The 22,720-nt window shown below is 64.5% G+C and carries 16 protein-coding genes; 2 read left to right on the plus strand and 14 right to left on the minus strand.

Annotated features, from left to right (window positions below):
- Window positions 1-110 precede the first annotated feature (110 nt).
- The 9 genes from PotMrB4_RS07880 to PotMrB4_RS07920 form a co-directional block, all read right to left on the minus strand.
- A complete protein-coding gene (locus PotMrB4_RS07880; RefSeq protein WP_172432952.1) occupies window positions 111-2,162 on the minus strand; it encodes a TonB-dependent receptor in 2,052 nt (683 codons plus the stop codon).
- A 218-nt stretch (window positions 2,163-2,380) separates the two neighbouring features.
- Window positions 2,381-3,733 (minus strand): methyl-accepting chemotaxis protein, encoded by a 1,353-nt coding sequence (locus PotMrB4_RS28360; RefSeq protein ID WP_394354025.1) that lies wholly within the window; start codon window positions 3,731-3,733, stop codon window positions 2,381-2,383.
- Window positions 3,734-3,748: 15 nt separating this feature from the next.
- A complete protein-coding gene (locus PotMrB4_RS07890) occupies window positions 3,749-4,672 on the minus strand; it encodes a LysR family transcriptional regulator (protein WP_172432953.1) in 924 nt (307 codons plus the stop codon).
- A gap of 901 nt (window positions 4,673-5,573) precedes the next feature.
- On the minus strand, window positions 5,574-7,274 hold the full coding sequence (locus tag PotMrB4_RS07895; protein WP_172432954.1) for a sulfate adenylyltransferase: 1,701 nt from the start codon (window positions 7,272-7,274) through the stop codon (window positions 5,574-5,576).
- A gap of 324 nt (window positions 7,275-7,598) precedes the next feature.
- Window positions 7,599-8,090 carry a BRO-N domain-containing protein gene (locus PotMrB4_RS07900; RefSeq protein WP_232060809.1) on the minus strand — a complete coding sequence of 164 codons (492 nt, stop codon included), beginning with the start codon at window positions 8,088-8,090 and terminating at the stop codon, window positions 7,599-7,601.
- Between the two features lie 719 nt (window positions 8,091-8,809).
- A complete protein-coding gene (locus PotMrB4_RS07905) occupies window positions 8,810-9,343 on the minus strand; it encodes an REP-associated tyrosine transposase (protein WP_172432956.1) in 534 nt (177 codons plus the stop codon).
- Window positions 9,344-9,692: 349 nt separating this feature from the next.
- On the minus strand, window positions 9,693-10,481 hold the full coding sequence (locus PotMrB4_RS07910) for a hypothetical protein (RefSeq protein ID WP_172432957.1): 789 nt from the start codon (window positions 10,479-10,481) through the stop codon (window positions 9,693-9,695).
- Window positions 10,482-10,598: 117 nt separating this feature from the next.
- Window positions 10,599-11,843, minus strand: a complete 1,245-nt coding sequence (locus tag PotMrB4_RS07915) for a ribonucleotide-diphosphate reductase subunit beta (RefSeq protein ID WP_044407281.1) — start codon at window positions 11,841-11,843, stop codon at window positions 10,599-10,601.
- 315 nt (window positions 11,844-12,158) lie between these two features.
- Window positions 12,159-15,053, minus strand: coding sequence for a ribonucleoside-diphosphate reductase subunit alpha (locus PotMrB4_RS07920; RefSeq protein WP_074969015.1), 2,895 nt, complete (start codon window positions 15,051-15,053; stop codon window positions 12,159-12,161).
- A 709-nt stretch (window positions 15,054-15,762) separates the two neighbouring features.
- On the opposite strand from PotMrB4_RS07920, the gene PotMrB4_RS07925 reads away from it, so the two are divergent.
- On the plus strand, window positions 15,763-16,485 hold the full coding sequence (locus tag PotMrB4_RS07925) for a response regulator (RefSeq protein WP_172432958.1): 723 nt from the start codon (window positions 15,763-15,765) through the stop codon (window positions 16,483-16,485).
- Between the two features lie 37 nt (window positions 16,486-16,522).
- Complete coding sequence (locus PotMrB4_RS07930) at window positions 16,523-18,139, plus strand: ATP-binding protein (protein WP_172432959.1); 1,617 nt, start codon at window positions 16,523-16,525, stop codon at window positions 18,137-18,139.
- A gap of 1 nt (window position 18,140) precedes the next feature.
- Here the strand turns inward: PotMrB4_RS07930 and PotMrB4_RS07935 are convergent, their stop codons facing one another.
- From PotMrB4_RS07935 to PotMrB4_RS07955, 5 genes are all read right to left on the minus strand, one after another.
- The gene (locus tag PotMrB4_RS07935; protein ID WP_197939511.1) at window positions 18,141-18,854 is read right to left on the minus strand and encodes a 4'-phosphopantetheinyl transferase family protein; all 714 of its coding nucleotides are present in this window, start codon (window positions 18,852-18,854) and stop codon (window positions 18,141-18,143) included.
- Window positions 18,855-19,109: 255 nt separating this feature from the next.
- The gene (locus tag PotMrB4_RS07940; RefSeq protein ID WP_044407271.1) at window positions 19,110-19,433 is read right to left on the minus strand and encodes a DUF6176 family protein; all 324 of its coding nucleotides are present in this window, start codon (window positions 19,431-19,433) and stop codon (window positions 19,110-19,112) included.
- Between the two features lie 212 nt (window positions 19,434-19,645).
- Complete coding sequence (locus PotMrB4_RS07945) at window positions 19,646-20,698, minus strand: AbrB family transcriptional regulator (RefSeq protein ID WP_172432961.1); 1,053 nt, start codon at window positions 20,696-20,698, stop codon at window positions 19,646-19,648.
- The gene (locus PotMrB4_RS07950) at window positions 20,691-22,202 is read right to left on the minus strand and encodes a tripartite tricarboxylate transporter permease (RefSeq protein ID WP_044407265.1); all 1,512 of its coding nucleotides are present in this window, start codon (window positions 22,200-22,202) and stop codon (window positions 20,691-20,693) included. The genes PotMrB4_RS07945 and PotMrB4_RS07950 overlap by 8 nt, the downstream gene beginning before the upstream one ends.
- Window positions 22,203-22,206: 4 nt before the next feature.
- Window positions 22,207-22,662 (minus strand): tripartite tricarboxylate transporter TctB family protein, encoded by a 456-nt coding sequence (locus tag PotMrB4_RS07955; protein WP_074969007.1) that lies wholly within the window; start codon window positions 22,660-22,662, stop codon window positions 22,207-22,209.
- Window positions 22,663-22,720 lie beyond the last annotated feature (58 nt).

A 22,720-nucleotide genomic window follows, 5' to 3' on the forward strand; every position in this document is an offset into this window, starting at 1 on the left:
TGGGAAAGGCCGGATGCTACGGCCGCGCCGGGCGGGCTGTCGAGGACCGCTTGCGCCCGGTGGGATGGGGTTCGCGGGCGTGGCAGGGCGGCTGCCACGCCCGCCAGGAGCTACAGCTTCAGGTTCAGCGACAGGTAGGCCGTGCGCCCCGGTGCGGGGGAGAACATCGGCTGGTCAGCACCGCCCCAGAAGAAGTTGTCGTACCAGACGTATTCGTACTGGCGGTCGGTGAGGTTCTTCACCTGCAGGTCCAGGCTGGTGGTGGGGCTCAGCCGGTAGTTCACGCTGGCGTCCAGCAGCGCGTAGCCGCCGTACTTGCCCTGCTGGTTCAGCTCGTCGATGTAGTAGTCGCCCTGGGCGCGGGCCTGCAGGCCGAAGCGCCAGTCGTCGTTGAGCCGGTAGTCCGCCCCCAGGTTGGAGATGTGGCGCGGGGTGGAGAACACCTCCTTGCCGGCCAGGGACTGGCCGCTGGCAGTGAAGGCGCTGACCACCTTGGCCTCCTGGATCGAGTGAGAGGCCCAGAGGCTCCAGTGCTCGTCGAGTTCGGCGGTCAGCTGCAGGTCGACGCCGCGCCGGCGGGTCTTGCCGAGGCCGACGGTGGTGCCGGTGCTGGGCATGTTGGCCACTTCGTCGGTGGCGTCCTGCTGCCACAGGGCGATGCGCGTTTCGGTGCCGTTGACCGGGTTGAACCGCACGCCCACTTCCTTGCCGGTGTTGATGGAGGGCTTGAAGGCCTTCTGCCCGGCGGTGAGGTAGGCCGGCTCGCGGGAGCCGGTGAGGATCTGGAAGGTGCGGCCCCAGTTGGCGTAGACGTTCAGGTCTGGGGTGAGGCTGTAGACCACGCTCAGCTTGGGCTGGCGGATCCAGCCGTAGTCCTGCAGGTCGGCCTTGATGCCGCCGGGCAGCTCGGTCTCGCCGGAGAAGCGGTCCAGGCGGTACGCCGGGATGATCTTCAACTGCTCGGTGGGCTGGATCACCGCCTGCACGTAGGTGCCGAAGTTGTCCAGGGTGTAGGCGTCGTCGTTCTGGATGCGCGCCGGCGGGGCGTCGAAGTTCGTCGGCACGCTGTAGCTGTAGCGGTAACGACGGTACTCGTTGTCCTGGTGTTCGAGGTTGATGCCGCCGTCCAGGGTCAGCCAGTCGGTGCTGGCCCAGGTGAGGTTGCTCAGCAGGCCGGTCTGGCGTTCGTCCCACTGGCGGCGCTGGCGCGGTGCGTTGCCCACGGCGTAGGAGGTGAAGGTGACCTTGCGGTCGTCCTCGTAGCGGTTGTGGTAGAGCGTGTTGCTCAGGCTCAGGTCGTCGCGCAGTTGCCAGTCCAGGTGCAGCGCCAGCTGCTTCATGTCGCGGTCGTCGCCGTCGTTGGCGTTCTTCGCAGCGGAGTCGGTGCGGCTGGCCTTGAGTTCCTGGCGGGTGAGGAAGCCCGGCTCGTCGGCCTCGTGGTGGTAGAGGCGGGTCACCAGGCCGACCTTGAGCAGGCCCTCGTCGTCGGTGAAGAACCACTTGGCGCCGAGGGAGTACTTGTCCGATCTGGCGTGGTCGCGGAAGCCGTCCGAGTCCTGCTTGGCGAAGAAGTAGTTCTGCGCGAAGTTGCCCGACTCACGGCCTACGGCCACCTGCAGTTCGCGGGTGTTGAAGCTGCCGTAGGACAGCCGGCCGTCGCTGTAGTTGCCGCCCTGGCGGGTGACGAAGTTGATGTTGCCGCCGATGTTGTGCAGGCCGTAGCGCGGGTCGTTGGTGCCGCGCACCACCTCGATGTAGTCGATGTCGAGGGGGAAGACCATGTCGATGAAGCGCTGGTTGCCGCTGTTGACGTTGCTCGGCACGCCGTCGATCAGGGTCTTGATGCCGTTGATGTAGCCCTCGCCGTTGAAGGCGCGGAAGGTGGCCTTGCCCGACTCGGCGCCCTGGCGGGTCTCGGTCAGCTGGATGCCGGGCATCTGCCCCAGCAGCTCCCAGCTGTTCATCACGTTCTTTTCCTCCACCTTGTCGGCGCCCAGCACGTCCACCGAGGTCAGCACGCTGCTGCCGGTCTGCAGGGGGCGCCCGGAGGAGGAGTCCACCCGGACTTCGCCGAGGGTCAGGGTGGATTCGCCAGCGGGCGCCGCTTCGGCGCCACCTGCCAGGGCGGCCAGCATGGCCAGGGGGGCAAGCTCGTTCTTCATCGTGTGTCCTTGCAACCGGGTCGGGAGGGCGCCCCGGCAGGTGAGCGGGACGGCAGCCAGCCCGACGCGGCCGCAAGGCCGGTCGACAGGGCGGGGAGGGGCTGCACGGAACCGCTCATGTCTCCGTGCCGGGGTCAGGGGTCGCAAATGTTATACCGTAACGTTTTGTCGCGTCATCCCCGGCGCGATTTCAAGCCTTCTCGTGCAGGTCGGCGGGCTCAGTGCCCGGTTTGCCAGGCGCCGGTCTTCACCTCCGACTCGTCCAGCAGGTTGGCGAACATGCTGACCGCCTGCACGGCGTCGTTGGTGCCCTGGCGGATCTGCTCGATCACCGCACCGGCCTGATCCGCCAGGGCGATGCCGGCTTCGGCGCGGTGATGGGTGTGTTTCATGCTTTCGACCGCCTGCCTTGTCTCGTTCAGGATCATGCCGATCATTTCCGCGATCTCGGTCGTCGCGCTGCTGGTGCGCCCCGCCAGTTGCCGAACCTCATCGGCGACCACCGCGAAACCCCGGCCCTGGTCGCCTGCCCGGGCAGCCTCGATGGCGGCATTGAGTGCCAGCAGGTTGGTCTGGTCGGCGATGCTGCGGATGGTGTTGACGATGGTGGTGATGCGCTCTGAGCGAGAGCCGAGCTGTTCGACGATATGGGTGGACGCGTTGACGTCTTCGGCGATGCCATGCATTTCGCGCGCGGCCTTGTGGATGATCTCGGAGCCGTTTTCCGCGACCCGTTCCGTTTCCACGGAGATGTGGTAGGCGGTGCTGGCGCTGCGTGAGTCCTGCTCGTACTTCTCCATGCGCTCGGTAATGTCGGTGGCGAACTTGACCACTTTTATCAGCACGCCTTCCGAGTTGTAGACCGGGTTATACGTCGCTTCCAGCCAGACAGGCGAACCGCTTCTCCGCAAACGTTTGAATTGCCCGGAGAAAAACTGCCCCTGATTGAGCTGCGACCAGAAGAGTGCATAGTCGGTGCTTTGCACATAGTTCGCTTCGCAAAATACGCGGTGGGTCTTGCCGCGTAAGTCGTGCAGGGTATAGCCCATGACATCCAGGAAGTTCTGGTTGGCATTGAGGATCTGGCCATCGGGTGTGAATTCGATCGTTGCCATGGAGCGGTCCAGCGCGGCAAGGCGTGAGCGCACTTCTGCTTCGGCCTCGACCCGTTCGGTGATGTCGTAGGCGAGTTTGACGATGCGGTGTACTTCGCCGTCCTCAAGTACGGGCGAGTAGCAGGCCTCCAGCCAGATAGACTTGCCCTGGCTGTCCAGACGCTGGAACACGCCGCGAACAACTTGCCCGCTTCTTAATGTGTTCCACAAACGCTCGTAATTAGGGCTGCGTACATAGTCTGTTGTGCAGAACATCCGGTGCGCCTTGCCCGCTATTTGATCCAGTCTGTAACCGAACAACTGCAGGAAGTTCGAGTTGGCTTTGATGATGGTGCCGTCGGGTTGGAATTCAATGACACCCATCGCTACGTCAATAGCCGTCAAGGTGTTCTCTGCCGTCGCCAAGGCGTGGGTCAGTGTGTGGGTGATCTTGGCTGAGCGTTTGAGGTTGAACATGAAAACACCCCTTGCTTACAGGTCTTCGTAATTGCCGAGGAAATGACAGTTCGAGTCTTCCGTGGCGAATGCCTCGGTGTTGGAGAGCGTTGTTTCCAGGACCGCTCGTGCGCAGGCGGACAGCGAGCGTGAATTGAGGTACGTGATGTAGACCGGGCGCCCCTGTGTTGTCAGATTCGGCAGGACCTTGATCAATGAGCCGTTCTCGACATGGCGTTGGGCTAACTGCGATGGCAGGAGTCCTATGCCAATGCCGCTAAGCGTGGCTTGTAGCAGCACCATGCTCGATTTCGTTATCAACCGCTCGTGCAGCCTTACGTGAACAGGCGTCCCGTCCTGATCATAAAGACGGCACTCTGCCTGGCAGTTGTGGTGCAGGACTTCATGCTCACTCAGTTGCTCTGGCCTATCGACGAACGGGTGACTTTCCAGATAGAGCGGGGATGCAAAAAGAGCGAGTTCGGTATCGAACAGCTTTTTCGTTACACAGCCTGTGTTTTTCAATTCGCCAATGTGGATGAGTAGGTCGATTCCCTCCAGGATCAGGTCGGGCTCCAGATCGCTGACCATGATTTCGATACGGATGCCAGGTGAAGTGTCCAGCAGGGTTTTAACTGCCGAACTCTTCGTCCACTCGAAAAAACTACTGGGCACCTGGATACGCACTTTGCCAATCAGCCCGATCCGTTCGTTTTGTACGGAAGACAGGGCTTGTTTCAATTGGTCGACGCTGTCTTTGCAGATGGCGTAAAGGCATTCTCCGTCGCAGGTGCAGCGTAGAGATTTGGTCGAACGGAAGAACAGCGTCGCCCCGATTCGTTTCTCGAAGGCCTGGAGGCGTCGGCTGACAGTGCTGGCCGGCATGTCCAGTATCTTGCCCGCCTTGGCAAGGCTGCCCGCACGAACCAGCGTTACAAAGAGATCGATATCGCTCAGCATTTTTTAATCTACGCAAGGGCTATTTATAGTTTTTGCATGTGCCTTGGTCATATATAGGCTGTCACGCTTATGTAATAAAAGCTGAATCCAGATCGCTTATTAATCTTGTACTTCAGTACCAGGTTTTCGTTTCTACAGTGTGTGCAGCGGGAATAAGGGCTCCTCATGCGAATGATTAATTTTTTTCATTGCTGCACCCCTTTGAGTCGCCATCTCACAAAGTGAAATGTTGTTTATTAATTGTCTTGGTCGCTAAATCTAACAACAGGTGGAATAGGGGGAAACCGTGAATTTCGGGAAAATGGATTGCATTTTTGCACGGCAGTCAACATTCAGTTGAACGGGGTCAAGGTGCGTGGAGGTCAATGCCATATTGAACGGGGGACTGATTTTCAATAATAAAATCAGTCACTTGCTGATCGGCGCGAGAGCTCGCACGGGGGAGTGGCTGCGGGTGTCAGGAATCGAGAGCGCCCATATAGAAGGCTGGATGCACTTTTCTTTCAGATCTAGTATCCGCCTGCTCCCGACAGCGGGTCCGTAGGATGCGGTGAGCTGTGCGAACCGCATCGAATCCGGCGCCCGGGCAATGATGGGCTTCGCACAGCTCAGCCCATCCTACGTTTGCCGCCATGCCCTGATTCGTAGGGGGGAGCGGGCTTCGCCGGTGACACCACGGGCGGGTCCGTAGGATGCGGTGAGCTGTGCGAACCGCATCGACTCCGGCGCTCGGGCAATGATGGGCTTCGCACAGCTCAGCCCATCCTACGTTTGCTGCCATGCCCCGATTCGTAGGGGGGATCGCGCTTCACCGATCCACCGCGTTGCCGCGTTCGATGCCGGTTGTTGGAGGGAGAAACACCCACGGCAGCCCGTGCAGGCGCTGCCGTGGGGTGTGGGGTCAGGCGTCGTCGGCGCCGCGGTAGCGGGGGTAGGGCAGGCTGTTCCAGGCGCGGTTGGCGAGGCGGTTGGCGTCCATCGCTGCGGGGATGTCGTCGAGCAGGGTGCGGGCGGCGCTCAGTTCCCGCTGCACTTCCGCCTGGTCCTGGTACATGAACTCGTCGGAGGCCTGCTCCGGGGCCTGCCTGAATTTCTCGTCCAGGTCATCCAGCAGGCGCCGCTGCTGTCGGTGCAGGGCGTCGCGCGCGTCGTCCACCCAAGACGGTTGCAGGCTGCGGTTGTGGTCCAGCAGGGCGGTGTATTCGCGGTAGACACCGTCGTAGACATCGCCGGTGTGGGTGCGCGCCTCGTGGCAGGCCAGTTCCAGGTCGCGCACGGTGAGGGCGTCCGCGTCCAGGGGCTGCTGGCGCGGTGCGCCGCCCAGGCGGGTGAAGCGGGTGTAGAAGGGGAACAGGCTCTGGATCACCTTGGCCACCGGCAGGGTGCCTTCGCCGTCGTCCCCCAGCCCCTTGGGCTGGATGCCCTGCATGGCCGCCAGGGCCGACTCCGGGCGCACCACCTCCTTGGGCGGCACCAGGCCGTGGCGCAGCATCTCGCGGATGCCGGTGCCGGAGATGTTCAGCCGGTAGCGCTCGTCGTGGGGGCAGGTTTCGGTCGTGGCGTGGCTGGCGCAGCGCACGCAGTAGAACACCTCGTGGAACAGGCGCACCTCGATGCCCAGCTCGTCCGGGGTGAACTGGTCGAAGATGCTGTGGCTGGCGTACTTGTCGTAATAGCTGCCGATCCCCGCGTGGTCGCGGCCGATCAGGGCGTGGGTGCAGCCGTAGTTCTTCATGATCAGGGCGTGCAGCACCGTCTCCCGGGGGCCGGCGAAGATGTAGGTGACCCGCAGCGGCGAGAGCATGGCGCGGTCCTTCGGGTAGTAGGTCTCCAGCACGTTGCGGTAGGCCTGCATGCGGTACTCGTGGCGCACGTATTCACGCTTGGCCATTTCCACCAGCGGCTGCAGCAGCAGGCCGTCGATGCCTTCCAGGGCGTTGCGGTGGATGTATTCGTGGCCACGGTGCAGCGGGTTGGCGCCGGTGATGAAGCCGGCTACGGAGCGGAAGCCGCGCTCCTCGTAGAAGCGCTTCCAGGTGTCCCGGGGTTCCAGGCGCAACGACTCGAAGGGGCCCCAGTCGACCCGTTGCAGCAGCTGCAGCGTGCCGCCCAGGGCGACGTCGCCCATGCGCCGGTGGATGGCGTCCACCCCGGGGTGGTTGCGGTCGGTGGTGCCGAACAGCTGGCGGGCGCGCTCTTCCTTGTCGTAATCGAAGATGTCCTCGATGGCGAGGATGGCCACCGGCTCGTTGCGGTTGTCGATCAGGGCCACTTCATCGCCCACCGCCAGGGCGGCGATCACCTCGCGGTTGCGCTCGCCCACCGGGGCGAAGCTCAGCGGCACCGGCCACACCACGCCGTTGGCCAGCCGGCCGCTGCCCAGTACGGACAGATAGTCGGCCTGGTTCATGAAGCCCTTGTTGGGCGAGAGCACGCCGGTGGTGATCATCTCGATGGTGATCACCGCCTCCAGGTCGATGCGGATCGACGGCATGGCGCGTGCCCGCGCGATTTCTGCCTGGACCCGGTCGGCGGGCACCACCTGGTTGACCAGGGTTCCACCGTGGGGCTGCTGGGGGTAGCGATCGAAGGCGAGTTCCATGTTTCCTCCTGCTCGGCTCTGGCCCCGCTCGCTGGTCGCCTGAGCGTCGAACGGGTCGCACTGTGCCGTTTTGTTATGGGTAGGACATGGCCGGTCACTGCGGCCGTCCGGCCTGCCTGTGGGCGCACCGGACTGGCTGAACGGTAGGGGCCGGGGGCCGGGGCGGACAAGGACGTTGCCCTGTGGGGAAAGTCTGGAAGTTACCGGCGGAGCGTCTGCCGGGCGGGCTGGGCGTGGTACGGGGGCGTGCAAGCGGGCGTTGGCCGTTTGCCGGGCGCACCCTGCGACGGCTCGGCTGCAGGGGCTTTGCGTGGGGCGCGGGGCTTAGCCGATCACCCGTGCCGGTCGCTGCAGCAGGCGGTGGCATTCGCTGGCATCCAGCCAGGTGCGGCCCTGCCAGTGCAGCACTTCCAGCGGGCGTTCCTGCCAGTGCAGCACGTCGCGGTAGGGGCGCAGGGCGTTCGGGTGGCGCTCTTCGCGCAGGCGGGGGATCACCTCGCGGCTGATCCAGCGGCGGATGCCGCCGTTCTCCGGGTGGTAGTAGAAGATCAGCAGCGCGTAGACGCCACAGTCGCTGACCAGCAGCTCGCGCTGGTACTCGCCCCTGCTGTCGCGCACCCAGGCGGGCTGCAGTTGGTCCGGGTCCAGGTTGCGCGGCGCGCGTTCGTCGAGCGGTACGCGGTTGATCAGCCGCGCCAGGTCGTTGAGGACGAACCAGGGCTCGTCGTCCAGCAGCAACGCACGGAGCTGGCGGCGGTGGCGGGTGAACAGGGTGGGGATGAGGATCTCGTCGTGGAGCTCGGGTGAATCGGGCATGTCCATTACCTCTGCTAGGTCTTACAGCTTTCTCAGGGCTGTTGGCGTCGGGAGTTAAGAAACCCCACCTAGAGGGCCGGACGTATTTCCCTTTCGGGTCTTGTATTAGCCCACTCCCGACATACAGAGGTTTTGAGCGTGCGCGAGTGTGCCGCATGCACAAAAAAGCCGCTGAACTTTCGGGAGCGGTCAGGCCGCTAGGTGAGTAAGCGTTTCTTAGGCGCCGGGGACGGAGGCTATGGGCGCACCCGGAAGGTGGCAATGCAGTTGCTGCGTGGGAAATGGCTGATCGGTCAGGCGGAAGCGGGAGGGCGGGGTCGGGTGGATCGCGCGTTATTGATCGACCGCCGTGTCGCGTTCGATGCCGGTTGGTGGATGGGAAGAGCGCCATCCACCCTACGCCCCGAATGGCTTCTGGCACTTGGTCGGTAGGCTGCGCTTCACCGGTCCATCATCACGCCTCGCCCGACTCCTGGCGCATGGCCCGTAGGGTGGATCGCGCTTCATCGATCCACCGTTGTGCCGCGCTCGACGCCGGTTGGTGGATGGGAAGAGCGCCATCCACCCTACGCCCCGAATGGCTTCTGGCGCTTGGCCGGTTGGCCGGGCTTCACCGGTCCCTCATCACGCCTCGCCCGACTCCTGGCGCATGGCCCGTAGGGTGGATCGCGCTTCATCGATCCACCGTTGTGCCGCGCTCGGCTCGCCCGGCGCAGGCCTCACTCGCCCCACTGCGCTCCGTTGGTGTCCACCCCGTTCCCGGCCCAATCCGCCGGGTAGATGCCGTCCCGCACCGCTCGGTGAAAGCTGGAATATGGCCAATCCCGAACCTGTTGGACGTGCCCGTGTTTCATCGGGTTGATGTGGATGTAATCGAAATGCCGCTGGTAATCGAGGTCGTCGCGGATCAGGTGTTCCCAATAGCGGCGTTGCCAGATGCCGCGCTCCTTTCGCGTCCGTTGTCGGTCGGTACGGGGTTCGGTGTCGGGCAGGCGCTTGGAGAAGGCGAATTTGATGGCCTTCCAGCGTTCGGCAAAGGCGTGATCGCCGGGTGGCAGCGTCCAGAGGCAGTGCATATGTTCGGGGAGCACCACCCAGGCATCGATATGGAAGGGCAGGCGCGCCTTCACCAAGCCCACCGTCTGGCGCAGCAGGTGAATTTCGCGCACCAGCAGGTCGCTGCTCCGGTCACGCAGGTTGACGGTAAAGAAGTAGGTGCCGCCCGGCATTCGTGCGCGGCGGTAGTTGGACATGACCCCTCCTTGAGTCAGTGGCAGTGCGGGTGAACGGGAAGATCGTTTCCACCTTCCTCGGCACCCGACGTTCAGGCCCCGGTAGGGTGGATCGCGCTTCACCGATCCACCGTTGTGCCGTATTCAGCGCCGGTTGGTGGATGGAAAGAGCGTCATCCACCCTACGCCCCGAGTTGGCCGTGGTGCGGGTGGGAAGGTAGGTGAATGGGAAGTTCGTTTCCACCTCCCCCGGCACCCGACGTTCAGGCTCCGGTAGGGTGGATCGCGTTTCACCGATCCACCGTTGTGCCGTATTCAGCGCCGGTTGGTGGATGGGAAGAGTGTCATCCACCCTACGCACTAAATCGGATTAGTTCTTTTGAGTACCAAGTTTTTGCTGTTCAAGGCGCTTGGTCAGATTGCGCTTGATATTAACTAAATGCTTACTTTTGCAACCGGATTCCTCTGCTTGGTTTAGGTGCTGAAGTGCATCCTTGATTTCTAGATTTTTTTCATAACGGGCAACAATGAAGTGCGCCTCTGCAGTGAACTGGGCGAGGCTTAGTTTTGGAGCGGCGAGTGCTGCCGTCATTTCTTCCAATGTGGGGTTTTCGCCGAGCGAAGGTAGATCTTCACATTCAGGTCGCTGGAAGGCCTGGATTGGGTAAAACCTGGAATAAGGGTCGGCGCTTGATAGGCCGGTGGCTATATCGTGTGTCGCTTTCTGTTGTGCCTCAATGATTTTCATAATGTTCCTTGATTCGGAACATGAAGTTCTTTTGGCTAGGCTGGAGGCGAGTAGGCCCTGGTGAGATGCGAGTTCAAGTAGTTCGCAAATTCTTTTTTCGTTTTTTGGTTTTTCAAATGTGAGGGTATAGGCAAGAAGGTGTTGCGCTGGTGCGAAGCCAAGTTTTGCAGAGGTCTCCAGGTTATCTTTATATGTTGCAGTGCTCTGGAGGATAGCTTCTCTCATTTGTTCTTTCCTGGCTGACTCTTCTTTTTCTATTGGGTGGCTTTTTTCCTCTAGCAAAATTTCCTGTAGTTGGGACGAGGCTAAAATTGCTTTGTCATACTCTTCTTCGCCTTTCAGCAAGTCAGCATGACTGTAGTTATTGGCCAGGAAGGAAAGCAGTAACAGAAAAGCATGTGATTTGCGCATAACTGACCTTGGGAAAATAAAAACCCCGCACAAGGCGGGGTTTCGTCTTTCTTCGCTACCCCGAAAATCCATATCAGGTTGAAGCGTTTTAAGTAGTCCTAATGGTTCGACCCGGAATCAATCCCAGCTCAGCGCACCACCAGTCTGATACTCGATCACACGGGTCTCGAAGAAGTTCTTTTCTTTCTTCAGGTCCATGATTTCGCTCATCCAGGGGAACGGGTTGGTGGTGCCCGGGTATTCCTCTTTCAGGCCGATCTGGGTCAGGCGGCGGTTGGCGATGAACTTGAGGTAGTCCTCCATCATCGCGGCGTTCATGCCCAGTACGCCGCGCGGCATGGTGTCGCGTGCGTATTCGATCTCGAGCTGGGTGCCCTGGAGAATCATCTGGGTGGCTTCGTCCTTCATCTGGGCATCCCACAGGTGCGGGTTTTCGATCTTGATCTGGTTGATCACGTCGATGCCGAAGTTCAGGTGCATGGATTCGTCGCGCAGGATGTACTGGAACTGCTCGGCGGTGCCGGTCATCTTGTTGCGGCGGCCCATGGAGAGGATCTGGGTGAAGCCGCAGTAGAAGAAGATGCCTTCCAGTACGCAGTAGTAGGCGATCAGGTTGCGCAGGAACTGGCGGTCGGTTTCCGGGGTGCCGGTGTTGAACTGCGGATCGGAGATGGAGCGGGTGTACTTGAGGCCCCAGGAGGCCTTTTTCGCGACGCTCGGAATCTCGTGGTACATGTTGAAGATCTCGCCTTCATCCATGCCCAGGGACTCGATGCAGTACTGGTAGGCGTGGGTGTGGATCGCCTCTTCGAAGGCCTGGCGCAGGATGTACTGGCGGCATTCGGGGTTGGTGATCAGGCGGTACACGGCCAGTACCAGGTTGTTGGCAACCAGGGAGTCGGCGGTGGAGAAGAAGCCGAGGTTGCGCATGACGATGCGGCGCTCGTCTTCGCTGAGGCCGTCCTTGCTCTTCCACAGGGCAATGTCGGCGTTCATGTTCACTTCCTGGGGCATCCAGTGGTTGGCGCAGCCATCCAGGTACTTCTGCCAGGCCCAGTCGTACTTGAAGGGTACGAGCTGGTTGAGGTCGGCACGGGCGTTGATCATCTGCTTGTCGCCGACCTGTACGCGCGCGGAGGCGCCTTCGAGGTCGTCCAGGCCTTCCTGGATGTCGAGGGCGTCGAGGGCCTTCTTGGCGCGGGCGACGGCGTCGGAGTCGTCAGCCGATACGGCGCGGGCGTCCTGCACGGAGCCGGCGGCTTCGTCGTCGAGCTTGTCGGCGTTCTGCGCGGCCTGGGCAACGGCGGGCGCGGCCTTGGCTTCGGTGGGGTCTTCTTTGTCGAATTCGTCCCAGCTGAGCATGTTTCCTCTCCTGGTGTCTGGATGCGTGAAAGTGGGTTGCACGCTAAAGCGATCATCTGGCCGGCGGTGCTTTGCCTGGCCTGCACGCCCGGTTTGTGGACGTGCTGTTCGGATTCGGTACTGCTTGAGGTTTCCCTCTTTACCCATCCCTCTCTCCCGCTGGCGGGAGAGGGGAGGGCTGGCTGCGGGCGCGTCGCAGTTTCCGGCGTGAGTCAGCGCTAGGCGGACACTTGGCCGGAGCCCCTGAGCGTACGTCCGTACGTGATGGGGTCCGGCCGAGTGGCCAACAACGCGATGGCTGCGCCGGGGACTGCGTTACTGGCACGCCTCGCAGTCGGGGTTGTCGATGCTGCAAGCCTTCGGCACCGGCGCCGGCTGCGGCGCGGCGGCCGGGGCAGCCTGCAGGCCTTCGTCGATCACCGAGCTGACGGCGTTGAGCTTGCCGGTGTTGATGGTGGACTTCTCGGTGCTGGTGGCGGCCAGGGCACGGAGGTAGTAGGTGGTCTTCAGGCCACGGTACCAAGCCATGCGGTAGGTCACGTCCAGCTTCTTGCCGGAGGCGCCGGCGATGTAGAGGTTCAGGGACTGGGCCTGATCGATCCACTTCTGGCGGCGGCTGGCGGCGTCGACGATCCACTTGGTCTCGACTTCGAAGGCGGTGGCGTACAGGTCTTTCAGGTCTTGCGGGATGCGCTCGATCTGCTGCACGGAGCCGTCGTAGTACTTCAGGTCGTTGACCATGACCGGGTCCCACAGGCCACGGGCCTTGAGGTCGCGTACCAGGTAGGGGTTGATCACGGTGAACTCGCCGGAGAGGTTCGATTTCACGTACAGGTTCTGGTAGGTCGGCTCGATGGACTGCGATACGCCGGTGATGTTGGCGATGGTCGCGGTCGGCGCGATGGCCATGATGTTCGAGTTGCGGATGCCTTTCTTGACGCGCTCGCGCACCGGGGCCCAGTCGAGGGACTCGGTCAGGTCGACGTCGATGTACTTCTGGCCACGGGCTTCGATGAGGATCTGCTGGGAGTCCAGCGGCAGGATGCCCTTGGACCACAGGGAGCCGTCGAAGGTCTCGTAGGCGCCGCGCTCGTCGGCCAGGTCACAGGAGGCCTGGATGGCGAAGTAGCTCACCGCTTCCATGGACTTGTCGGCGAACTCGATGGCCGCGTCGGAGCCGTAGGCGATGTGCTGCAGGTACAGGGCGTCCTGGAAGCCCATGATGCCGAGGCCTACCGGGCGGTGCTTGAGGTTCGAGTTGCGAGCCTGCGGGACCGAGTAGTAGTTGATGTCGATGACGTTATCGAGCATGCGCACGGCGGTCTTCACGGTCTTCTGCAGCTTGGCGGTGTCCAGCTTGCCGTCGACGATGTGGTTGACCAGGTTGATCGAGCCCAGGTTGCAGACGGCGATTTCGTCGGCATTGGTGTTCAGGGTGATCTCGGTGCACAGGTTCGAGCTGTGGACGACGCCCACGTGCTGCTGCGGGCTGCGCAGGTTGCACGGGTCCTTGAAGGTCAGCCACGGGTGGCCGGTCTCGAACAGCATGGAGAGCATCTTGCGCCACAGGTCCTTGGCCTGGACGACCTTGAACACCTTGATCTTGTTGTACTCGGTCAGGGCTTCGTAATACTCGTAGCGCTCTTCGAAGGCCTTGCCGGTCAGGTCGTGCAGGTCCGGCACTTCGGACGGGGAGAACAGGGTCCACTTGCCGTCGTCGAAGACGCGCTTCATGAACAGGTCCGGAATCCAGTTCGCGGTGTTCATGTCGTGGGTGCGGCGACGGTCGTCACCGGTGTTCTTGCGCAGTTCGAGGAATTCCTCGATGTCCAGGTGCCAGGTTTCCAGGTAGGCGCAGACGGCGCCCTTGCGCTTGCCGCCCTGGTTCACGGCCACGGCGGTGTCGTTGACCACTTTCAGGAAGGGGACGACGCCCTGGGATTTGCCGTTGGTGCCCTTGATGTAGGAGCCCAGCGCGCGCACCGGGGTCCAGTCGTTGCCCAGGCCACCGGCGAATTTCGACAGCATGGCGTTGTCGTGGATCGCGTTGTAGATGCCCGACAGGTCGTCCGGCACGGTGGTCAGGTAGCAGGACGACAGCTGCGGACGCAGGGTGCCGGCGTTGAACAGGGTCGGGGTCGACGACATGTAGTCGAACGAGGAGAGCAGGTTGTAGAACTCGATGGCGCGGGCTTCACGGTCCTTCTCTTCGATGGCCAGGCCCATGGCCACGCGCATGAAGAAGACCTGCGGCAGTTCGAAGCGGATGCCGTCCTTGTGGATGAAGTAGCGGTCGTACAGGGTCTGCAGGCCCAGGTAGGTGAACTGCTGGTCACGCTCGTGGTTCAGCGCGGCGCCCAGCTTGGCCAGGTCGAATTCCTTGAGCTTGGGGTCGATCAGCTCGAACTCGGCACCTTTCTCTACATAAGCCGCCAGGGCCTTGGTGTAGAGGTTGGCCATTTCGTGGTGAGTGGCGCTTTCGGCCACGCCGAGGAAGCCCAGGGCTTCGGCGCGCAGGGTGTCCATCAGCAGGCGGGCGGTGACGTAGGAGTAGTTCGGCTCACGTTCCACCAGGGTACGGGCGGTCATCACCAGGGCGGTGTTGACGTCCTTCTCGGCCACGCCGTCGTACAGGTTCTTCAGGGTTTCGCGCTCGATCAGGGCGCCGTCCACCTCGGCCAGGCCTTCGCAGGCTTCGCGGATGATGGTCTGCAGGCGGCCCATGTCCAGCGGCTGGACGCTGCCGTCGGCCTTGGTGATGCGGATGCTCGGGTGCGGCACGGCAACGTCGCTGGCGGCGGCGCCACGCTTGGCGCGCTCCTGGGCGCGGGCTTCGCGGTAGAGCACGTAGTCACGGGCGACTTTCTGCTCGCCGGCGCGCATCAGGCTCAGTTCGACCTGGTCCTGGATTTCTTCGATGTGGATGGTGCCGCCGGAGGGCATGCGACGCTTGAAGGTCGCGGTGACCTGCTCGGTCAGGCGGGCAACGGTTTCATGGATGCGGGAAGAAGCAGCGGCAGTACCGCCTTCCACGGCGAGGAACGCCTTGGTGATGGCAACGGTGATCTTGTCATCGGTGTAGGGGACGACGGTGCCGTTGCGTTTGATCACGCGCAGCTGGCCGGGAGCGGTGGCGGCCAGGTCCTGGGCGGAGTCGGCTGCCAGCGGCGCGTTGGCCTGCGGGTTCTCGCGAGTGGTGTCGGTCTGCATGGGGGTCTCCATGTTCGTATAGGTCTGGTTGGGCGCCGGGGCACCCGTTATTCCGTTACAAAGCTCGCCGCGCCGGCCAGGGCCGGGCGGTGGGTACTACAAGGCAGAGAGGTCGGACTCAGGTGCCTCCCTGGCCCTACAAAGTCTAGGGTCGCCGTGTTAAGGCACGACGACTGAAACACAATACCTAGTGGTGCGGCCTGCTCCGGCTGCGCACCGCTTCCGGTGGCGGTCACGTCTTGCGCGTCTCGCCCCGGCACCGTCTGCCGGGGCAGCGCGGTGGGTTGGACTCTCGATGGATCACCGGGTTCGAATGCACGGAAAAGGCTCTTCGGGACTTGATTCTGGTTGTGCCTGGTGATCTAGCAAAACCCCAATATGTAGGGGTGCTGCGCGATGGGGGTACAAGATAATGCGCTGTCTGGGCTATTGCAAGGCGAGGGGTACTGAACAAGCTGTGGATAAGTTGTGGGTGCTCTGTGCGCGGCGGCCGGCGGGCGCCGGGTAGGCCTTGGGCGGCGTGGGGTACGCCGTTCGTCGTCACTTCGCAGGCCTTTTCAGGGGCGATCCGAGGATGCCGACGGGTGCGCAAGCTAACACAATATGTAGTGTTTTTCCGCTGTTCTGGCATGCGCTGTGCAGAACGGCCGGCATTGCTACAATCCGCGCGTTTTTCCTGGCCCTCGCGGCGCTGGAGTGGGAGTAGGTGGTGGAACAAGAAGCCTGGCGCATCCTCATTGTTGAAGACGACCAGCGACTGGCCGAGCTGACCCGTGAATACCTGGAAGGCAACGGCCTGCGGGTGTCCATCGAGTCGGACGGCGGCCAGGCGGTGGCGCGCATCCTGGCGGAACGCCCGGACCTGGTGATCCTGGACCTGATGCTGCCGGGTGATGATGGCCTGTCCATCTGCCGCAAGGTACGGGGGCGCTACGACGGCCCGATCCTGATGCTCACCGCGCGCACCGACGACATGGACCAGGTGCTGGGCCTGGAGATGGGCGCCGACGACTACGTGTGCAAGCCGGTGCGCCCGCGCGTGCTGCTGGCGCGCATCCGTGCCCTGCTGCGGCGCAGCGAGGGCGTGACCGACAGCGTGGAAGACACCCCGCGACGCCTGGAATTCGGCAGCCTGGTGATCGACAACGCCATGCGCGAGGCCTGGCTCAGCGAGCGCAGCATCGAGCTGACCAGCGCCGAGTTCGACCTGCTCTGGCTGCTGGCGGTGAACGCCGGGCGCATCCTCTCCCGCGAGGAGATCTTCAATGCCCTGCGCGGCATCGAGTACGACGGCCAGGACCGCTCCATCGATGTGCGCATCTCGCGCATCCGCCCCAAGATCGGCGACGACCCGATGCACCCGCGCCTGATCAAGACGGTGCGCAGCAAGGGCTACCTGTTCGTCGGCGAGGCGGCCGACGGCCAGCCATGACCCGCGCCGCCCGCTCGGCCGTGGCCTGGGGGCGGCCATGAACTCCATCTTCCTGCGCATCTACGGCGGCCTGCTGGCCACCCTGGTGCTGGTGGCCCTGCTGGGGGTGTTCACCCTGCACCAGGTCAACGAGGTGCGCGCCGACCGCTACCGGGAAAGCCTGGCGCGCGGCACCTTCCGCCTGATGTCCGACAACCTCGAACCCATGACCCAGGTGGAACGCCGCCGCGCCCTGGTGCTGTGGAGCCGCCTGCTGGGCATCCCCCTGGCGCTGCAGGACCTGGACGAGGACCGCCTCGACAGCGGCGTGCGTTCCCGCGTGTTGCGCCGCCAGGTGATGGTGGAGCAGACCGGCCCCCACGCCGCCAAGGTCTACAGCCTGGTGAGCGAGAAGGACCACCTGGTGCTCACTGGCGAGGTGCAGCAGATCAGCGAGCAACTGGCCCGGGCCACCGTCTACCTGCTGATCGACGAACTGGTGCGCTACCCGGTCAGCGAACAGCCGCAGCGTCTGGCCGCCCTGAAGGAGAGCAAGCAGTTCGGCTTCGACCTGCACCTGGTGACCCTGGAGAACGCCGACCTCGACGAAGACCAGCGGCGCCGGGTGGACGAGGGCGACACGGTGATGGCCCTGGGCAAGGGCGGCGACTCCATCCGCATCTTCGCCGGCATCGTCGACACGCCCTGGGTGCTGGAGATCGGCCCGCTGGTGCTGATGAACCCCTACCCGCCGGAGCTGCTGATCCTCATCGGCGTGCTCGGGCTGAGCCTGATCGGCCTCACCATCTATCTGCTGGTGCGCCAGCTGGAGCGGCGCCTGCTGGGGCTGGAGGCGGCGGCCACGCGCATCGCCCACGGCAAGCTGGACGCCCGCGTACCGGCCCGCGGCGCCGACTCGGTGGGGCGCCTGGCGGCCGCCTTCAACGGCATGGCCGAGCAGTTGCAGCAGTTGCTCTCGGTGCAGCGCGAGCTGGTGCGGGCGGTGTCCCACGAGCTGCGCACGCCGGTGGCGCGGCTGCGCTTCGGCCTGGAGATGATCGCCGACGCCGAGACCGACACCGCGCGGCGCAAGTACATGGAAGGCATGGACGGCGACATCCAGGAACTCGACAAGCTGGTGGACGAGATGCTGACCTACGCCCGCCTGGAGCAGGGCACGCCGGCGCTGAACTTCCAGCGGGTCGACCTGGATGCGCTGATGGAGCAGGTGATCGCCGAGCTGGCGCCGCTGCGCCCGGCCATCCGCGTCGAGCGCGGCCATGCCTTCGGCCGTGTCGAGGAGGGCGCCTGGGTGGAGGCCGAGCCTCGTTATCTGCACCGGGCCCTGCAGAACCTGGTGAGCAATGCCATGCGCCACGCCGAGTCGCGTGTGCGCCTGAGCTTCCAGATCGGCGAAGCGCTGTGCCGCATCGACGTGGAGGACGACGGCCCCGGCGTGCCGGAAAGCGCTTGGGAGCGCATCTTCACCCCCTTCCTGCGGCTGGACGACAGCCGTACCCGCGCCTCCGGCGGGCATGGCCTGGGCCTGTCCATCGTCCGGCGCATCATCTATTGGCACAGCGGGCGTGCGCAGATCGGCCGCAGCGAGGCCCTGGGTGGCGCGCAGTTCAGCCTGGTCTGGCCGTGCCGGCAGGGCGAACGCCTGCCTTCCTGAGTCAGCGCACCGCCACCAGGGTCAGCAGGCGGTCCGGGTAGTGGCGCACCTGCCCCTGCAGCTCGCGGCCCTGGTGCCATTCGGCGGAGAGGTCGATCAACAGGCGCAGCTGCACGCGGTGGCCGTCCACCGCCAGCACTTCCGCATCATGGAAATAGAAGCGCACCCCCACCAGCGGGTAGAGCGCCTTGAACAGGCTCTCCTTGATGGAGAAGGTCAGGGTCACCCGCTCGGCCCTGGCCTCCAGCGGCAGGGCGTCGAGCCGTTGCAGTTCGGCCTCGGTGAGGATCTCCCCGGCCAGGCGCAGGGCGCGCTCGGGTTCCAGGCGCTGCTCCAGGTCCAGCCCCAGGCCGCGCCATGCCTCGGCACGGGCCACCACGCTGGCCGCCTGGCCGGTGCCGTGGGTGATGGAGCCGACGATGCCGGCCGGCCACACCGGTGCCCGGTCCTCGCCGGTGGCGGGCACCTCGGCCTGCCCGGTGAGCGCCTGCAAGGCCGCCCGCGCGCAGAGCCGCCCGGCCAGGTACTCCGCACGGCGCTTGGCCACCGAGCGCTGGATGCTCGGCGTGGTGGGGATGTTGCAGCGGGCGAAGTCGCCGTCGTCGAGGGCCGCCGGGTCGAAGCGGCAGCTGTGGAAACCCACGCCCTCCAGCGCCTCGGCGAAGGGCCAGGCGGCATCGGGCTGGGTGCAGAAGGGGGGCAGGGTCAGGTTCATGGCGCGCATTCTGCCGCGCCGGTGGGGCGGCCGACCAGACGCTGGCTCGGTTACATATGTTTGCAATCGGGTTACCAAAGCTAAACGGATCGTCCAGTCGGCTTTTGCCAGACTAGCCGTGCGTTTCTTCTGGAACGCAGGTGAGGTTGTAGCCTGGGGCCGTTATCGGCCCCGGCGTTTTCTCTGAATCGAGAACGGGAGCCCTGTGGCTCCCGTTTTTTTTTGCTTTGGATTCTGCACCTGGCGCAGCGCGCCTTATTCAGGGTTCTCCAGGTCCACCAGCAGCCGGGCGGGGTAGACCTTCTCCCAGTGGGCCTTGAAGCGCTTGTGCACGCGGTCGATATCGAAGGTGCTTTCCCGGCCCACCTTCTGCGCGTGGGCGATGTCATGAGCCCGCATGTAGGCGATCAGGAACGGTTCGCCGTTCAGCTCCAGGTGAAACCAGGATTCGACGGTCACGCCCTCCGCCTTGAGGGTTTCCACGGCTTCGGCCTTGCGGCGTTCTATTTCGCTCCTCCAGGCCTCGACCTGTTCCATCGAGTCGCTCTTCAGCTTGATCAGTACGGAACCGACATCCATTGCGGCACTCCAGCGTGTGGTGAAAGGGGATGCCGAGGTTAAACGCGGGCTGGTCGTGCGGTAGGGCGGCTGCCGATTGCTCAGCCAGCCGTTCACGCCGTTGGAGCTGCCACGGGCGGGCGTTGGCGGCTCAATGCGCCGTGTTCGTCAGCGAGGGGAGGTGGACGCGTTGGGCGGAGTCCGACGGGCTCAGTCGTCAATGCACCCTGGGATCAGCGCCCTGGTTCGCCAGGGCCTGATGCACCCAGGCGCTGCCAGCACCGGAACACCGGTTCGGCCAGGAACAGCACCAGCAGCAGCCGGGCCACCTGCAGGGCGGTGACCAGCGGGACGGAGAGCTGCAGGGTCTCGGCGGTGAGGCTCATCTCGGCGATGCCGCCGGGCATCATCCCCAGGGTCAGGGAGCGCAGGTCCAGAGCGCTGGCCCAGGCGATGCCGAAGGCGCAGAGGCTGGCGAAGCCGATCATCAGTGCGGTGCCCAGCAGGGTGCGGGCGAGGAAGGCCGGGGCTCGGCGGAAGAAGGGGCGGTCGAAGTGGCAGCCCAGGCCGCTGCCGATCAGCAACTGACCCACCTGGCTGGCCCCTGGGGGCAGGCCGATGTGCAGGTCCCAGGCGACGCTGGCGCAGGCACTGACCAGCAGCGGGCCGAACAACCAGGGGTTGGGTTGGCGCAGGCGTTGCCAGAGCAGCGCCACCAGGCCGCCGGCCGGCACCAGCACGGCCAGCCAGGCCCAGTCCACCGGGGCGCTGGTGTGCAGGGCGGGGCCGTCGCCCAGCAGCAGTTTGAACAGTGCCGGTATGCACAGCACCACGGCCACCACCCGCAGGCTCTGGGCCGCGGCCACGCGGCTGGTGCTGGCGCCGTTGCGCTGGCCGAGGTTGACCATCTCCCCCGAGCCGCCGGGCATGCAGGCGAAGAAGGCGGTGGCGCGGTCCTCGCCGCTGCGGCGCAACAGCCCGATGGCGAGGACGCTGGAGAGGCTGGTGAACAGGGCACCGAAGAGCACCAGCGCCCAGTGGGCGGTGACCTGCTCCAGCACCTGGGGGGTGAAGTGCAGGCCGATGCCGATGCCGATGATCCATTGCCCGGTCTTGCGCCCGCCCGGCAGGTCACGGATCTGCCAGGGCGTGGCGCAGCGGAACAGGATGACCGCCACCAGGGCGCCGATCATCCACGGCAGCGGCCAGTGGGCGAGGCTGGCGAGCAGGCCGCCCGCCGCGCCCACCAGGGGCGTCGCCCACCAGCTGCGCCAGCCATCACGCATCCGCCAGGGCCTCCCGGCGGGCGCGGCGGCGCCAGATGCGCACCAGCGGCAGGGCCAGCATCACCGCTACCAGCACCCAGGTGCCGATGGCGATGGGGCTGGACCAGAGGATGCCCAGCTCGCCGTTGGAGATGGACAGCGCGCGGCGCAGGTTCTGCTCCATCAGCCCGCCGAGGATGAAGCCCAGCAGCAGCGGCGAGAGGGGGAAGTCCAGCTTGCGCAGGATGTAGCCGAAGATGCCGATGGCGACCATCAGGAACAGGTCGAAGGTGGTGGCGTGCACGGCGTAGACGCCGATGGAGGTGATGATGGCGATCACCGGCACCAGGGCCCAGTTGGGCACGGCGAGGATGCGGGTGAATATCCGGATCATCGGGATGTTGAGGATCACCAGCATGACGTTGGCGATGAACAGCGAGGCGATCAGGCCCCAGACGATGTCCGGCTGCTGCTGGAACAGCATCGGGCCGGGGGTGATGTTGTACAGCGTCAGTGCGCCGATCATCACCGCCGTGGTGCCGGAGCCGGGAACGCCCAGGGTCAGCATCGGCACCATGGCGCCGCAGGCAGAGGCGCCGATGGCGGTTTCCGGGGCGGCCAGGCCGCGCATGTCGCCTTTGCCGAACCTGCCGGAGTCGCCGGCGAGCTTCTTCTCGGTCATGTAGGCCACGGCGCTGGCCAGGGTGGCACCGGCGCCCGGCAGCACGCCGAGGATGAAGCCCATCACCCCGCAACGCAGGTTGACCACGGCGACCGAGGCGGCCTCCTTGAGGTTGAACAGCATTCGCCCGGTGGCTTTCACCGCGACGTGGCCGTGGTGGGTCTTCTCCAGCAGCAGGAGGATCTCGCTCACCGAGAACAGGCCCAGCACCAGCACGACGAACTGGATGCCGTCGGCGACGTGGATGCTGTCGAAGGTGAAGCGGTACACGCCGCTGTTGGCGTCGATGCCGATGGTGGAGAGGAACAGGCCGAGCAGGGCGGCGATGAAGGTCTTCAGCGGCCGGTCGCCGGCCATGCCGCCGAGGGCGACGATGGCGAACACCATCAGCACGAAGTACTCCGCCGGGCCGAAGGCGATGGCCCACTTGGCCAGCAGCGGGGCGAACAGCACCATGCCGCAGGTGGCGATGAAGGCGCCGATGAAGGAGCTCCAGGCCGACAGCGACAGGGCGACGCCGGCCAGGCCCTGGCGGGCCATGGGGTAGCCGTCGAGGGTGGTCATCACGGTGGAGGCTTCGCCAGGGATGTTCAGCAGGATGGAGCTGATGCGCCCGCCGTATTCGCAGCCCAGGTACACGGCGGCCAGCAGGATCAGCGCCGACTCCGGCGGCAGGCCGAGGGCGAAGGCCACCGGGATCAGCAGGGCCACGCCGTTGATCGGGCCGAGGCCCGGCAGCAGGCCCACCACGGTGCCGATCAGGGTGCCCACCAGGGCGGTGACCAGGTTGTAGGGGGAGAGGGCCACGCCGAAGCCCTGGCCGAGGTAGCTCAAGGTATCCATGTCGTCACTCCAGGAAGTCGAGGAGGCCCAGCGGCAGGGGCACGTCCAGGGTCTTGTCGAACAGCAGGTAGAGGCCAACGCTGATGGCCAGCGCGGCGATGGCGCTGGGTAGCCAGCGGCCGCCGTACAGGCGGGCCATCAGCAGGCCGGCGAGGGTGCTGGAGAGGATGAAGCCCAGCGGCTCGAAGAGCCCGGCGTAGACCAGCAGCAGGGCGATGCAGGCGATCACCTTGCGCAGGGTGGGGGCGTCCAGCGGGGTGTCGTCGTGTTTGTGCAGCAGGGCACCGGGGCGCAGCACCTGCCACAGCAGTGCAGCGGCCATCAGCCCGAGGGTGAGCAGGGGGAAGGCGCGGGGGCCGACCGGTTCATAGGAGAAGGCGGCGTGGTAGTCCCAGGCGAGCGCGGCAAAAAACAGGCATGCGACCAGCCAGCCCAGACTGAACAGGCGTTGAAAAAGCATGGGGGATTCCTCGCGGAATGGGGGCGCGGAGGGCCGGCTGGCGGGGGCGCTCAGCCGG

The sequence above is a fragment of the Metapseudomonas otitidis genome, from assembly GCF_011397855.1.
Lineage (GTDB): Bacteria > Pseudomonadota > Gammaproteobacteria > Pseudomonadales > Pseudomonadaceae > Metapseudomonas > Metapseudomonas otitidis.